This is a genomic window from Acidovorax sp. Q11 (genome assembly GCF_054950075.1).
The window spans coordinates 1-15048 of record NZ_JBUDZG010000027.1; the positions used below are offsets into that span (position 1 = coordinate 1).

Annotated in this window: 12 protein-coding genes and 1 pseudogene; 3 read left to right on the forward strand and 10 right to left on the reverse strand. The window is 66.0% G+C overall.

The features are described from left to right. A pseudogene (locus tag ACYZGB_RS17885) lies at positions 1-195 on the forward strand (hypothetical protein); the annotation flags it as partial. Here ACYZGB_RS17885 and ACYZGB_RS17890 read toward each other — a convergent pair. Next, positions 147-1322, reverse strand: coding sequence for an ABC transporter substrate-binding protein (locus ACYZGB_RS17890; RefSeq protein ID WP_462390226.1), 1176 nt, complete (start codon positions 1320-1322; stop codon positions 147-149). The pseudogene ACYZGB_RS17885 and the gene ACYZGB_RS17890 overlap by 49 nt on opposite strands. Before the next feature lie 205 nt (positions 1323-1527). Between ACYZGB_RS17890 and ACYZGB_RS17895 the strand changes: the two genes are divergently transcribed. Next, a complete protein-coding gene (locus tag ACYZGB_RS17895; RefSeq protein WP_462390227.1) occupies positions 1528-2010 on the forward strand; it encodes a DUF4124 domain-containing protein in 483 nt (160 codons plus the stop codon). A gap of 34 nt (positions 2011-2044) precedes the next feature. Here ACYZGB_RS17895 and ACYZGB_RS17900 read toward each other — a convergent pair whose 3' ends face one another. Further along, on the reverse strand, positions 2045-3178 hold the full coding sequence (locus tag ACYZGB_RS17900) for a sterol desaturase family protein (RefSeq protein WP_462390229.1): 1134 nt from the start codon (positions 3176-3178) through the stop codon (positions 2045-2047). 117 nt (positions 3179-3295) lie between these two features. Between ACYZGB_RS17900 and ACYZGB_RS17905 the strand changes: the two genes are divergently transcribed. Then, complete coding sequence (locus tag ACYZGB_RS17905) at positions 3296-3784, forward strand: acyl-CoA thioesterase (protein WP_063462915.1); 489 nt, start codon at positions 3296-3298, stop codon at positions 3782-3784. Positions 3785-3852: 68 nt separating this feature from the next. On the opposite strand, the gene ACYZGB_RS17910 is transcribed toward ACYZGB_RS17905, so the two are convergent. From ACYZGB_RS17910 to nirB, 8 genes are all read right to left on the reverse strand, one after another. Beyond that, a complete protein-coding gene (locus tag ACYZGB_RS17910; protein WP_462390231.1) occupies positions 3853-5283 on the reverse strand; it encodes a cellulase family glycosylhydrolase in 1431 nt (476 codons plus the stop codon). Positions 5284-5491: 208 nt separating this feature from the next. Then, the gene (locus ACYZGB_RS17915) at positions 5492-6202 is read right to left on the reverse strand and encodes a methyl-accepting chemotaxis protein (protein WP_462390233.1); all 711 of its coding nucleotides are present in this window, start codon (positions 6200-6202) and stop codon (positions 5492-5494) included. 168 nt (positions 6203-6370) lie between these two features. After that, on the reverse strand, positions 6371-7201 hold the full coding sequence (cobA, locus tag ACYZGB_RS17920; protein ID WP_462390235.1) for a uroporphyrinogen-III C-methyltransferase: 831 nt from the start codon (positions 7199-7201) through the stop codon (positions 6371-6373). Further along, complete coding sequence (gene ybiB / locus ACYZGB_RS17925) at positions 7198-8121, reverse strand: DNA-binding protein YbiB (protein WP_462390237.1); 924 nt, start codon at positions 8119-8121, stop codon at positions 7198-7200. Before ybiB ends, cobA begins: the two co-directional genes overlap by 4 nt. Positions 8122-8289: 168 nt before the next feature. Then, on the reverse strand, positions 8290-11127 hold the full coding sequence (locus ACYZGB_RS17930; RefSeq protein WP_462390239.1) for a nitrate reductase: 2838 nt from the start codon (positions 11125-11127) through the stop codon (positions 8290-8292). Positions 11128-11246: 119 nt separating this feature from the next. Next, positions 11247-11648, reverse strand: a complete 402-nt coding sequence (nirD, locus tag ACYZGB_RS17935; protein ID WP_462390241.1) for a nitrite reductase small subunit NirD — start codon at positions 11646-11648, stop codon at positions 11247-11249. A gap of 56 nt (positions 11649-11704) precedes the next feature. Then, entirely contained in the window at positions 11705-12517 is an 813-nt protein-coding gene (locus ACYZGB_RS17940; RefSeq protein WP_462390243.1) for a type IV pili methyl-accepting chemotaxis transducer N-terminal domain-containing protein, read from the reverse strand. Between the two features lie 18 nt (positions 12518-12535). Then, positions 12536-14980, reverse strand: coding sequence for a nitrite reductase large subunit NirB (nirB, locus tag ACYZGB_RS17945; protein ID WP_462390245.1), 2445 nt, complete (start codon positions 14978-14980; stop codon positions 12536-12538). Between the last annotated feature and the right edge of the window lie 68 nt (positions 14981-15048).

The following is a 15048-nucleotide window of genomic DNA, read 5'->3' on the forward strand; positions in this document are numbered from 1 at the left end:
AACCACCAGTTGCCGCAGTCAGCGCTCAAGAGCAAGACGCCAATGAAGGCCATGAAAGAGTGGCATCAGACGCACCCGCATCTTTTTCACAAGCGGCCATATGATCGTCCGGGATGTGACACCTATGAGTATTTGCGGGTGCCTTCCTACTGCCGGTACACCCCGCCAGAGCCCACCACGGCGATGTCCACATAGTTGGAGCCATGGTGGTTCTGCGCGCTGAACTGGTAGCCGAAGCCGCCCAGGTCCACGGTGCCCAGGCCTTCCATGGCCTGGACCAGGCTGGCCCGCGTGACGCCGGGCCCGGCGGCGCGCAGGCCCTCAATGAGCACGCGTGCGTCCATGTAGCCGGTGTAGCGGTCGTAGTCCACCGGTTTGTCGTAGCGTTTCATCGATGCTTGGAAGTCGCGCGTGAGCGCAATCGTGGGTTTGCTGGGCGAGGGGCCGGTGCGTGCCAAGGCCAGCCCGCGTGCATCGTCGCCCAATGCCTTGAGCACGGCGGTGCCTGCCCCGAGTGACAGGGTGTAGATGGGCACGCCCAGGTGGGCGCGGTTGGCACGCACATAGGCCACCACAGACGGGCCCGCTGCCACCAGTAGCACGGCCTGCGGCTTCAGCGCAGCAAGTGCCTTGGCAGCGTTGTTGGCGTCGTCACCCGAAGAGGCCAGTGCGTGGGACCCGGCCAGTGTCGCGCCCTCGGCGGCTATGGTTTTTTCGACCAAGGGCAGCAGCAGCTTGCCAAAGTCGTTGTTCTCGTAGGCCACGGCGATGCGCGAGGTCTGCACCGCCACGAGGTTGCGCACGATCTTCACAAGCTCATCGGCGTAGCTGGCGCGGGTGGTGAACAGGTAGGGGTGCTGCTGTGCGCGGATGGCGGGGCTGCCGGTGTAGACCGAGATCAGCGGGAGCTTGGCCTGGGCCAGGTAGGGCAGCAGTGCCATGACCTGCGAGGTGCCCGACACGCCGAACAGGGCCAGCACGCCGTCTTTTTCGCTCAGCTGCTTGGCGTTTTCGAGTGTGCGGCGTGGGTCGAAGCCATCGTCCAGCGTCACCAGCCGGATCTTGCGGCCGCCAATCCCGCCTTTGGCGTTGGCGTCCTCAATGGCGGCATCCTGCCCCTCGTGGATGGGAGACAGAAAGGGCGCCATGCCACCGGACAGGGCCGTGGAGCGCCCGATCAGGATATCTGCCTTGCCTGCTGTGGGCTGTGCCATGGCGGGCAGGCTGGCCAGGGCCGCACCGCCTGCCAGCACGAACATCAGGCTGCGGCGGCGTGGCTGGGTGGGGTGTTGGCCGGCGTGCAGAGCAGTGGGGGTGGTCATCGCGCAATGTCTCCTGGTGCGGGCCGCCATGGCCGCGAAGTGGGGCCACGCATCGTAGGAGGGCTGCGGGCTGCGCGCCCACCGGGTTTGTACCCGGGGCGCGTCATGTGAGGGACAAGTTCTTGCCTCCCCTGCGTGGCGGATCGCACTGGTCTGTGCCAGGCGGCGCGGTAGCATGTGCCATCCACCCGACGAGGACTGAGTCATGAATCCGATCCGCTACGCTGCCTGCATCCTGGCGCTGGGCTTTCTGGCACCGGCCTGGGGCGTCAACAAATGCACGGATGCCAACGGCAAGGTGTCGTTCCAGGACGCGCCTTGTGTGGGCGAGGGAGAGAAGATCGACGTGCGGCCTGCCATCCAGGGGGCGACCCCGGTCCGGCCTGCAACCTCTGCGGGCAAGGAGGGCGCATTCGGCGCATCGTGGCAGCGCAAGCAGTACCTGCAGACCCAGGGCATCCCGCAGGCGCGCGCGGCCCTTGCACGCAACCAGCAGGAATGCACAGCACCGCCTGCTGAGGCGACAACCCAGGCGGGCCCTTTGCGGCGCAGCACCCTGCCGTCGGGCAATCAGTTCCCGAAGGACCTTGCAGCGGCTGCCGCCAAGGACAAAGCGGCGTGTGATGCCCGCAGTAATGAGTTGCGTGAGCAGCTGAGGCAGCTGGAAGAGGAACTCAGCGCCTTGTAGGTCACCGGGGGGCAGAGGCTGTTGGTCTCCGTCCTCAGCCCTTCCAGGTGAATGGAAACTTGAACTGCTTCACAAAGCCGTTGGGCACGTAGTCGCCCAGCACGCCATAGTGCTCGGGCCAGAGTTTGGTGCTTTTGACGGCGGTGCCAAACAGGTAGTCCAGAAACGCGAAGTGCGCGGCGTAGTTCTTGTCCAGCGCCTCCTGGTCCTGGCTGTGGTGCCAGTGGTGGAAGTTGGGCGTGACCAGCACGTAGCGCAGCGGCCCCAGACGCACACTCACGTTGGCGTGGTTGAACACGGCCTGGAAGCCCACGATGACGATGTAGGCGTCGATCACTTCCTTGCTGAAGCCCAGCACGTAGACGGGGGCCAGCACCAGGGTGCGGGTGATGAGCAGCTCCAGGATGTGCTGGCGCGATCCCGCCATCCAGTCCATGCTTTTGACGCTGTGGTGCACTGCGTGCAGACGCCACAGCACGGGCACCTCGTGGTAGGCGCGGTGCGTCCAGTACTGCACCAGGTCGGCCACCAGCACGATGAGGAACAGTGCCACCCAGAAGTTCAGGCCTTGCACCCAGCCGCGAATGCCGTCGCTGGCCGCCCAGCCGAAGAACTTGTGCACGATGAGGTTGGTGGCCAGCAGCACAAAACCCACCACCATGTGATTCACGATGAAGTGGTGGAAGTCGGTCTGCCACTCGGCGCGGAAGATGGGCTGGTCCTTGCGCAGCGCAAACAGCTTCTCGATGAAGATGAAGATCAGCGAGCTGCCCAGCAGGTCGAGGATGAACCAGTCGAGACCGATGTAGGGCGTGTTGTCGGGGAAGTTCGGGTCCACCTCCACCTTGTGGCCACCCAGCAATGCCGTGATGGCCACCACAGCAAACGCAAACGTGGCCAGCCAGCGCGCGCGGTTGAACAGGATGTTGACCAGCGAGATGCCGCCCGCAATCGCCATCGCCACCAGCATGATGTTGCGGATCACCGTCACGTCATAGCTTTTGCGCAGCTGCGGCGTGGTCAGGTACTCGGGAAAGTGGAAAGCCAGCACGCCCAGGAAGCACAGGATGGCCAGCGTGAGCGCAATCACGCCCGATATCAGCCCCTTGCCGGTGCGCAGCGCGCCGTGGCTTTCGGTGAATTCGTTGAGTTTTTCTAGTTCGATCATCGGTTCCTCCTGCGCCTGGAGGGCAGGCGCTGCGCGAGTGTAGCGAAGCTGCCACCCGCAGCGGAACGGACTGCATTTGGATGTGCGGCGGTGCGATGGCCTTTTTAAAATCGGAGCATGAACATCCCATCACACCAACTGAGCATGACCGTGCTCATGTCGCCCGACATGGCCAACTTTTCGGGCAACGTGCACGGCGGCGCCATCCTCAAGCTGCTGGACCAGGTGGCGTATTCGTGCGCTAGCCGCTACTCGGGCTGCTACACCGTGACGCTGAGTGTGGACCAGGTGATGTTTTTGCAGCCCATCCATGTGGGCGAGCTGGTGACCTTTCTGGCCAGCGTGAACTACACGGGTAGCTCGTCGATGGAGGTGGGCGTGAAGGTGGTGGCCGAGGAGATTCGCTCGCAGGTGGTGCGGCATGTGAACAGCTGCTTCTTCACCATGGTGGCCGTGGACGAGTCGCGCAAACCCGTGCAGGTGCCGCCACTGTCACCCTCCACCCCCGACGAACGCCGCCGCTGGGATGCGGCCCTGCTGCGCAAATCCTTGCGCAAGGAGCTGGCAGAGCGGTTCCGGCAGGTGCGCGAAACGGCTGGTGGGTAGAGAAAAGAGCCGTGAAACAAAAAGGGCCCCTGCATGGCAGGGGCCCTTGTTCGTTGGGTGATCGTTGGTCAGCGTGCGGCGCAGAAGCCGAATTCTGCCGAGGCTCCGGGTGCAAGCGTCTGGTTCCAGCTCACACCCGACGCGCTCAGGTTGCCACCCGCCTGGGACCAGGTGGCGTTCCACAGGTTGTTGATGGTGCCGCTCACCGGGACGCTGATGGCCCAGTTGCCGGTGGCGTTGCCCATGTTGATGACCTGGACCTGCTGGCAGTAGCCCGAGCCCCAGTCGCTGTTCACCGTCTGCACCACCGAGAAATTGGCAACCGGCGTGGGGGTTGGGGTGGGAGTCGGGGTGGGCGTAGGCGTGGGGGCGGGTGTTGTGGTGCCATCGCCCCAGAGACGTTGCAGCAGTTGCACCTTGTCCGTGCGCACGGTGGTCCAGTCATCGTCCAGGATGCCGCCGGTGTCGCCGCTGTTGGGGTTCCACGACCAGTAGAAGCCGCTGCGCATGCCCTTGGCCACGAGGTAGTCCACCAGCGTGTTCTGCCACAGCACGTCGCGTGCATCGCCCCGGCCGAACTTGCCGCCGAATTCACCCAGCACCACGGCATGGCCCGCCTGCACAAACTGGCCGAAATGCTGTTCCCAGATAGCGGGCATGTTGCTGGGGAAGTCGGATGCGTTGAAGTACGACTGCACATACACGTCCGGCCCGTAGGTGTGCGGTGCCAGCAGCAGCCGGTTGGCCGGGATGTTCAGTGGCGTGCACGCCAGGGGCTCCAGGTTGCCACCCCAGAAATGGGCGCTGTTGCTGGAGCAACTGGGGTTCTCGCCAACGCCCTCCACTGCGATCAGCCAGTGGGGTGCCAGCGGCAGCAGGGCGGCGGCGGCACGCTCGGCCGCCCGGTTCCAGTCGGTGGCGTGGTTACCCGTGCCCCAGGTGGCGGCGCCATGGGGCTCGTTCTTGATGTCAATGCCGATGACGCCAGGGACGCCCGCATAGCGCTGGGCCACAAAGCTCAGATCGCTGATCCATTGCTGCTCGCTGTAGCTGGGGGTGTACCAGAGCTCGCTGATGGTCTGGCAGTCCGGAGTGTGGTGGTCCAGCAGCACGTACATGCCGCGTGCACTCAGTTCGTTGACCACCTTGTCCATGACCTGGATGGCCGAGAGGCCTTGCAGGTCGGTGTTGCGGCCATAGTCGATGCTGCTCGGCGGGGCCGACCCATGCAGTGTGGCGGGGCAAAACGGCAGGCGCACGGCGTTGAAGCCCTGGGCCTGCATCTGCGTGATCATGTCTTTCCAGTTGCGGGCCCACAGGCCATGCACCACATGCGTGTTGGTTTCAAAGCCAAACCAGTTCACGCCGCGCAGCTGGATGGGCTGGCCTGCATCGTTGACGACCTTGCCCGCCTGGATGCCGTAGCTCCAAGCTGCGCTACTGCCTATCAGCAAGCAGCTGGCGAGAGCGAGGTTTTTGCACAGGTTCGTCAGCTTCATGGTGTGTGTCTTTGTGGTCTTCAGGCCAAGGGCGAATAGTCGGTGCGTCTCGGGCCTGTGTGCCGCCAACGCGGTGCATCCCGAAGGATGTCAGAAGGGGCACACGCAGGCTCGTTTCCCGGTCACGCGAATTGTAAAAGCATGTACGCGGGTCTTTGGACAGATTGTGATGTGCAAATAGAGATTGCCTCGGCCGCGAGGGTGGCCGTCAGCCGTTGTTGCCTGCGCGGCTGCGCCCAGCCAGCGACACCGCCTGAAGCGACAGGCCGTCGATCTCGTTGGTGATGCCGGACAGCACATTGGCCACCACTGCAAATTCGCGGCCGTGCTGGCCTGCGCGGGCGGCCATCACCTGGGCGTTGAAGCTGACCACCTTGGCCTCGCGCGCCACGGTCTGGATGGAGGCCACGATGCCTGCAAGTTCCTTCATCAGCGTTTCGGACTGGGCTTTGTTCACCTGGTCAAACGCGGTGGTGGCGGTGTTGAGTGCCTCCAGCACACTGTCGGTGGACTCCACCAGCCGGGCCAGAGCCTCTTCCACGCGTGGGCTCTGGCGCTCGGTCAGGCCGAGCGCGGTGTCCACCTGCTGCGCAAACTGATCGATGGTGGCGCGCACCCCCGATGGGCCCTGGTACACCCGGCGGATGATGTCCGCGCTGGCGGCATCCAGGTGGCGCGGCGTTTCGACCAGGCGTGCCTGGCTGTCGGCAAACAGCGCCAGGGTGCTGCGTGCGGCTTTCAGGTGCAGATCGCTGCCGCGCGCGGCCAACACGGTCTGCAGCACCATGCGCTGGGACAGCATGCGCTGGCGCGCTGCGAGGTTGACCAGCGACATGCCGCTGTCGCGCGGCGCTGTTGCGGGGGCGGAGGGCAGCATGGGCATGCCGGTGGTGCGTGCGGGGGCGGGGAAGGCTGCCATGGTGTTCCTTGTGCTTGTGGCATTCAGATGCTTGCGGTCAAGCAATACCTGGGCCAATGTGGGGTTGCGCAGTGCGGGGGCGATCAGAAAAAAGGCGTGCAGAAGCCCGGCCCAGCGCTGGGTTCAGCGCTGCGTCCGATGAATAGGAGATGGAGGGAGGCGCTGTGCTCAGCCCACGCGCAAGGCCTGGGGCGCCTGCGCTGCATCCTGCGATGCCAATGCCACGCCACGCACCACATCACCCACCACAATCACCGAGGGGCTGGCGAGCCCCTCGCGTGTGATGGTGGTGTGCAGGCGGCCCAACGTGGTGACCGCATGGCGCTGGTGGGGCAGGCTGGCGTGCTGGATCACGGCCACGGGGGTGTCGGCGGGCAGGCCGGTGAGCAGTTCCTGCTCGATGGTGGCAGCGCCACTCACGCCCATGTAGATCACCAGCGTGAGCTTGGCGTCGCGGGCCGTGGCGGCCAGCTGGCGCCAGTCGGTGCCCGCGTCGCCGGGCTTGGCGTGGCCGGTGACAAACACCACGCCGTGGGCATGCTCACGGTGCGTGAGCGGCGCACCCAGCGAGGTCAGGCCCGCCAGGCCCGCCGTGATGCCGTTGATCACGGTGACGGGCACACCCGCTGCGCGCAGGTGCTCCACTTCTTCGCCCCCGCGTCCAAAGATGAACGGATCGCCCCCCTTGAGGCGCACCACGTTTTCGCCCTCGCGCACGGCCATGAGCATGAGTTTTTCGATGAAGGCCTGGGGGGTGCTTTTGCAGCCACCGCGTTTGCCCACGTACACGATGCGGGCCGAGGGGGATGCATGGGCCACGATGGCATCGCTCACCAGGTCATCCACCAGCAGCACGGTGGCCGCCTGGATGGCCTTCAAGGCCTTGATCGTCAGCAGTTCCGGGTCGCCGGGGCCTGCGCCTACCAGGGTGCAGCTGCCGCCAGTGGCCAGGGGGGATGTAGATGCGGGCTGGGTGGTGGGGGGTGTGGGGCGGCTCATGGGGATGTCTCCGAAGCAGTTTGATCAGCCAGCTGCAAGATATGTTCCACCTGCCGCTCGATGGCGGGGGGAATCGGCAGCTCGCCCGCCAGAACGCAGCGCGTGTAGGTGGCCGTAGTGGCCACGTCGATCTCGGCGGGCAGGCCGGGCACCTCGCTGGCGGTGCCGGGCTGCTGTGCGTCCAGCACCGCGTGTGCGCCGCGCACAAAACCGTCGTAGCGCGGCGTGCGGCGCGGGTCGGTGGCAACCTCGCCCTCCAGCCCGCGCGAGAGCAAGGCACTCATGCCCAGCGTGCGGAAGGTGGTTTGCAGCATTTCAAAGTATTCGGGGTGTGTGTAAGCCGTGACGACCACCGAGGCGCCCGCGCAGGGGCTCATCAGCTTGACCACGCTGTGCCCCGGGTTGCGCAGGCCCACCACCTCGCGCACGGCCAGCAGGCGCGCCAGGCCTGCGTGCAGGTGCTGGGTGTGGATGTGGCGCACGGTGCCGTTTGCTACTTTTTCAGGCGCTGTCAGCGCAGGCACATCCAGCGCCAGCAGCACATCCGAAGCCAGAATCCGCCGCGCCTCGGTGCGCATGCCATGCAGCAGCACGGGCAGACCTTCGCGCGCCAGCAGCAGCGCCAGCAGCGGGGTCAGCACCGGCAACTTGCGCGCGCCGTTGTAGCTGGGCAGCACGATGAGCGGGCGATCAGTGGCCGGCAGCAGCGCCAGGCGGCTGTGCGTGGCGTCCAGAAAACCGCACATCTCCTCGGACGTCTCGCCCTTGATGCGCATGGCCAGGCAGAACGCGCCGATCTCCAGGTCGCTCACCTGCCCGTCCAGCACCTGGCCGAACAGGTCGGTGGCCTGCTCGCGCGACAGCGGCTTGGCGCCGCGCGCGCCGCGCCCAATCTCTTTGATGTACTGACTGATGGCCATGGTTCTTGGTGGCGGGACTTGTGAAACAGGGCTTCAGCGTCGTTGTTTCGGCTTGCCGTACAGGCGTACTGTCTGCGCCGAAAGCGCCTAGTTGCAGCCCTGTTGCACAAGTCCTTGTGGGGTTTGTAGGTCTGAGGGCTATTTTCCTGCAAGCAAGAGAACTTTTGGTTATATGGCGGCCTGTGCCATGGGCTTGGACGCCAGCGGCCCCGTGGCCCGCACCATGCGTTTCAGCTCGGGCAGGCACGATCCGCAGTTGGTGCCGCAGCGCAGTTTGCCCTGCAACTGCGCCAGGCGGTCGTCGTCCGTGCCATGGCAGTGCGTCAACTCGGCGGTGATGGCCGCATCCGTCACGTTGAAGCAGGTGCACACCGACTTACCACGCGACTGCACGGCCACGGGCGCCTTGGCGCCGGGCACCAGCAGCAGGCGGCCGTAGGTCTGGGCAGGCAATTCTTCTTGCAGCAGGGTCTTGAGCCAGCCTTCGGCGCTGGTGTCGCCTGCGAGCACGATGCCTTCGAGCGTGGTGCTGTCCCCGTGGCGTGCCAGCCGCGCGGCGCGGCGCTGGCCGCGTTTTTTGTCGGCATAGCGCAGCGTGTCGGCGCCAGCCAGGCCCATCAGGGATTCAATGCGCTCCACAGTGGCGTCGGGCGGTGCCTCGTGCGCGGCGGCGCGCAGCAGCACACCCACGCGCTCACGGCCGGGTTCGCTCAGCGGTGTGTTGTTGCTGAAGGGCACACAGCTAGCAAACGGGAACTGCGCCATCAGCGCGGACAGCGCCTCGCGCGTGGCCTGGGCGCTGTCGGCGGGCAGCCAGGCCATGGCCAGCAGCGTCCAGGGCAGCTCGGCCTTGAGCACCTTGACGGCCGCGTGCTTGAGTTCGGGCTGCTTGGACGTGGGGCAATAGGCCGAGGTGGTGAGCGCGTTCACGCCTGCCAGCCGCTCGCCGGTGGAGGAACACCCGCTCAAAAATTCGCTGCCCCAGTGCATGGCCATGAAGGCCTGCGACAGGCCCACCGTGGTGTCGGCCTGCGCGGGCACCACGATGGTGCCGCGCTTGCTCGTCACATAGACCAGGTCGCCGTTTTTCAGGCCGCGCCGTTCCATGTCCTGTGGGTGCAGCTGCACGCTGGGCTCTGCCACATGGCCGAACAGGCGGCCCAAGGTGCCGGTGCGGGTCATGCCGTGCCACTGGTCGCGCAGGCGGCCCGTGGTCAGGCTGAAGGGGTAGCGCGATTCGCGCTGCTCCGCCGTGGGCTGCCATGCATGCGCGGCAAAACGCGCGCGGCCGTCGGCGGTGGGGAAGATGCCGTCTTCGTACAGGCGGGCCTTGCCGGTGGTGGCGCCCTCGGGCAGCGGCCACTGTTGTGGCCCTTGGGATTCGAGCATGTCCCATGACAGGCCGGTGATGTCCAGGTCGCGCCCGCGGGTGCTTTCGCGGTGTTCGTTCCACACGGTTTCGGCGCCCTGGTCGGCATGGTCGGTGGTGTAGGGGAACAGCGTGGGCTGGCCGGGGCGCAGGCGTGCCTCCAGCTGGTGCGCAAACTGCACCGCAATGGCCCAGTCGTGGCGCGACTCGCCTGGCGCGGGAACGGCAGGGCGCACGCGCGAGATGCGGCGCTCGCTGTTGGTCACGGTGCCGGTCTTTTCGCCCCAGGTGGTGGCGGGCAGCAGCAGGTCGGCATAGGCGCAGGTGGCGGCGGTGGCAAAGGCCTCCTGCACCACCACAAACTCGGCGCGTTGCAGTGCGCGGCGCACCGTGGCCTGGTCGGGCATGCTTTGCGCGGGGTTGGTGCAGGCAATCCACAGGGCTTTGATCTCACCATCGGCGGCGGCCTGGAACATCTCCACGGCCGTCTTGCCTGGCTTACTGGGCACATCGGCCACGCCCCACAATGCGGCCACTTCGGCGCGGTGCTGGGGGTTGGCCAGGTCGCGGTGGGCGCTGAGCAGATTGGCCAGGCCACCCACCTCGCGCCCGCCCATGGCGTTGGGCTGGCCAGTCAGGCTGAACGGTCCTGCGCCGGGCTTGCCGATTTGCGCGGTGGCCAGGTGCAGGTTGATGAGCGCTGCGTTCTTGGCCGTGCCGCTGCTGCTCTGGTTCAGGCCCTGGCAGTACAGGCTCAACGTAGCCTTGGACGTGGCAAACCACTTGGCGGCCGTGGTCAGGTCGGCCACCGAAATGCCACACACCTGGGCCACGCGGTCGGGCGTGGCTTCGCGCACCAGGGCCTTGAGTTCGTCAAAGCCCGTGGTGTGCGCGCCGATGTAGGCGGCGTCGATCCAGCCTTCCCACAGCATGATGTGCAGCATGCCGTTGAACAGCATCACGTCGCTGCCGGGCTGGATGGGCAAAAACAGGTCGGCCATGCCAGCGGTGTCGGTGCGGCGCGGGTCGGCGACGATGACCTTCATGCCGGGGTTGGCGGCGCGTGCGTCTTCGATGCGGCGGAACAGGATGGGGTGCGCCCAGGCCGCGTTGCTGCCCACAATGAACAGGCACTGCGCGTGTTTCACGTCGTCGTAGCAGGCGGGGGGCGCGTCGGCGCCCAGGGTCTGCTTGTAGCCCGCCACCGCGCTGCTCATGCACAGGCGCGAGTTGGTGTCGATGTTGTTGGTGCCGATCAGGCCCTTGGCGAGCTTGTTGAAGACGTAGTAGTCCTCGGTGAGCAGCTGGCCGCTCACGTAAAAGCCCACGGCGTCGGGGCCGTGCTGCTGGATGGTGTGAGCAAACTTCTCGGTGGCCAGGCCCAGGGCCGCGTCCCATGAGATGGCGCGTGGAGCATCGCTGCGTTGCAGACGTTGCTGCGGCTGCAGCAGCCGGGTCTGCAGCGTGATGGGGCTGCTGGCCGTGAGGTGCAGGGTCGAGCCCTTGGTGCACAGGCGGCCGAAGTTGGCAGGGTGGTTCGGGTCGCCGCGCACGCCGGTGATCTGGGGGCCGTTGCTTTCGATGATCACGCCGCAGCCTACGCCGCAGTAGGGGCAGGTGGATTTGGTTTCTTGCATGGCGAGGGGCCTGGAATTGTGATCTTTTTTTGGGGTCTTGCGCGCGGCTATCAAGCGCTGGTTGCTATATTATTTATAGCATCATGGGTTTTGGCTGCCTGCGGTGCGGCCATGGTGGCTCATGCCGTGGCTGTGCGCCGCGCAGGCCCTGCGATGGGGCGGGCGAGGTCGGTGGCCAGCGTGGCCAGTTCGTGGCTGTCCAGGTACACAGCGCCGTTCTCCACCTTCACCGCAAACTTCGGCGTGCAGCCCTCGTCGGGGGCAGATGCCTGCCCGTCGCACAGGCCGATGGTCCAGTTGTGCAGGGGGCAGGCCACCTGCGTGCCAAACACGATGCCTTGCGACAGCGGGCCGCCCTTGTGGGGGCAGCGGTCCAGCAGCGCAAACACGCCGCCCGCGTCGTTGCGGAACACCGCCACGTCCAGCCCTGCGGGGCGCGCCACGCGGCGTGCGCCCAGCACGGGGATGTCGTCCACGCTGCAGATCAGCTTCCAGTCGGGAGTGGGGTGGCTCGTTGTCATGGGGTGTCCTTGGGGATGTTGTTGTGGTGGTGTGGGGCGGACTCGATAGCCGGTTCTCAGGTGCCGAGCGCGGCATACATGCCGGTCACGCGGTCCATGCTGGCCAGCAGGTTTTCGCTGCTCACGAACACTTCGGACACCTGGCGGAAGGTGTTGCTGGCATTGCCCAGGCGCTGCAGGGCCGCGTCGAAGAACACCCACTGGCTGTCGGCCAGCAGCAGCTCCTGGCGGATGCGCACGGTGGCCTGCGGGGCGTTGCGCAGCAGCTCGGTGGCCTTGAGGAATTCGTCGCGCGCCTTGGCGATCTCGGTGGTGGCGCTGGCGGTGTCCACGCCCAGCATGGCCGACAGGCAGAACTTGGCCATGCGCTGGCTCAGCATGCGCTGGCGCCCGGCCACGTTCACCAGATGGCCCACGGGCTTGCCGAGTGCGGCTTCGTACTGCGAGGTGCCCTGGTGGGCCAGGGCTAGCACCTTGGCGTCGGCCTGCAGCAGCGCGGCCACGCCGTCGCGCGAGGGCGTGGTGCCCATCAGCGTGGCCTTGTGGTCGGCCCAGGCGCCTTCCAGCTTCACATAGGTCTCGCGGATGGCAGGCGAGGGCGCAAAGGCCTTCAACTCGCCCAGCTGGCGCTCGAACAGCGCCAGGGACTGTTCCAGCACGGCGCGTGCCGCCGGGGTGTCGGCCTTGTGGGCCAGGGCCAGCCAGGCCTTGCCCATGCGCTGGCTCAGCATGCGCTGGCGGCCGGCCTTGTTGATGGCGTCGTTCAGATCGGCCACCTCGGCCTGGGCCTTGCCCGCAGGCACCAGAAGGCCCAGGGCGCCCCAGGCCGTGGTGTAGCCTGCAGAGGTCAGAAGGGTGCGGCGTTGCATGGGGAGGCTCCTTTCCGATCAGGCGCCCAGGGGCGCAAACTGGCGCGTGTCCACGGCCGCCTTGTCAAATTCGAACCAGGGATCGGGCTCGCCGTCCAGCGCAAACTGCAGCTGCTCCCACAGCGCCTTGCGGCCCGCGTGGTCGTCGAGGATGCGCTTCTTCACGTAGTCCAGCCCCACGCGGTCCACGTAGTGCACGGTGCGCTCCAGGTACCAGCCTTCCTGGCGGTACAGCTCGCAGAACGCGCCGGTGTACTCCAGCACTTCCTCGGCGGTTTTCAGCTTGGTGAAGAAGTGTGCGACTTCGGTCTTGATGCCACCGTTGCCCGCCACATACATCTCCCAGCCGCTGTCCACGCCGATGATGCCCACGTCCTTGATGCCCGCCTCGGCGCAGTTGCGCGGGCAGCCCGACACGGCAAACTTGACCTTGTGTGGGGCGTACATGCGCCACATGGCCTTTTCCAGGTCTTTGCCCATCTGCGTGCTGTCCTGGGTGCCCATGCGGCACCACTCGCTGCCCACGCAGGTCTTCACCGTGCGCAGGGCCTTGGCGTAGGCATGGCCGCTGGGCATGCCGATGTCCTTCCAGACGTTCTGCAGGTCTTCCTTCTTCACGCCCAGCAGGTCGATGCGCTGGCCGCCCGTGACCTTGACGGTGGGGATCTTGTACTTGTCCACCACGTCGGCAATGCGGCGCAGCTCGTCGGCCGTGGTCTCTCCCCCCCACATGCGCGGGATGACGCTGTAGGTGCCGTCTTTTTGGATGTTGGCGTGGCTGCGTTCGTTGATGAAGCGGCTTTGCGGGTCGTCCTTGGCCTCTTTGGGCCAGGTGCTGATGAGGTAGTAGTTGACGGCCGGGCGGCAGGTAGCGCAGCCATTGGGCGTCTTCCATTCCATGAACTTGAACACCTCGGCAATGCTCACCAGCTTGGCTGTACGGATCGCGTCGCGCACGGCCTGGTGGCCGTGGTCGGTGCAGCCGCACATGGGCTTGGTCTTGGGCGTGGCGCTGTAGTCGCCGCCCGCCGTGAACATGATGATCTGCTCCACCAGCCCGGTGCACGAGCCGCAGCTGGCGCTGGCCTTGGTGTGCTTGCGCACCTCGTCGAGCGTGAACAGGCCTTTTTCCTTGATGGCCTTGCAGATCGCGCCTTTGGTCACGCCGTTGCAGCCGCAGACCTCGTCGCTGTCTTGCATGGCAGCCGCCTTGCTCTGGCCCTGGTGGCCGGTGTCGCCCAGGTGCGATTCGCCAAACATGAGCTTGTCGCGCAGGTCGGTCACGCTGCGGCCGTCGCGCAGCAGCTTGAAGTACCAGCTGCCGTCCACCGTGTCGCCATACAGGCAGGCGCCCACCAGCTTGTCGTCCTTGAGCACCAGCTTCTTGTACACACCACCAAAGGGGTCGCTCATCACGATCTCTTCGGTGCCCTCGCCGCCCTGGAAGTCACCGGCCGAGAACAGGTCGATGCCCGTGACCTTGAGCTTGGTGGAAGTCAGTGAGCCCTGGTAGCGGCCGATGCCGAACTCGGCCAGGTGGTTGGCCAGCACCTTGCCCTGCTCGAACAGCGGGGCCACCAGGCCGTAGGCAATGCCCCGGTGCGCCGCGCATTCGCCCACGGCGTAGATGCGGGCGTCGGTGGTGGTCTGCAGCGTGTCGCTCACCACAATGCCGCGGTTCACGTGCAGGCGCATTTTTTCGGCGAGCTGCGTGTTGGGGCGAATGCCCACGGCCATCACCACCAGGTCGGCGGGCACCTGGGTGCCGTCCTTGAACTTCACACTGGCCACGCGGCCGTCGGCGTTGCCTACCAGTTCCTGTGTCTGCGCACCCATGAGGAACTGCATGCCGCGCTCCTGCAGCGACTTCTCCAGCATCTTGCCGGCCACGTCGTCGAGCTGGCGCTCCATGAGCCAGTCGCCCACATGCACCACGGTGACCTGCATGCCGCGCTTCATGAGGCCGTTGGCGGCCTCCAGGCCCAGCAGACCGCCACCGATGACCACGGCATGTTTGTACGTGGCGGCCGCGTCGATCATGGCCTGGGTGTCGGCAATATCGCGGTAGGCCAGCACGCCCTTCAGGTCTTTGCCGGGGATCGGCAGGATGAACGGGTTGGAGCCCGTGGCCATGATCAGGCGGTCGTATTCTGCGGTGATGACGTCGCCGTCCTTGCGGGTGGCACTGACCACGCGGCGCACGCGGTCCACGTCGGTCACGGTGAAGCCGGTGTGCAGCGTGATGTGGTTGTCGGCGTACCACGACCAGTCGTTGAGGATGATCTCGTCGATGGTTTGTTCGCCTGCCAGCACCGGGGACAGCAGAATGCGGTTGTAGTTGGGGTGGGGCTCGGCACCGAACACCGTGATGTCATACAGATCGGGGGCGATCTTGAGCAGCTCTTCCAGCGTGCGCACACCGGCCATGCCGTTTCCCACCATCACCAGTTTGAGCTTTTTCATCATGACTCCATCGGTTCCATCGCCGGGGCGATGCGCAAAACAAAAAAGGCGTCCACACGATGCTGCTC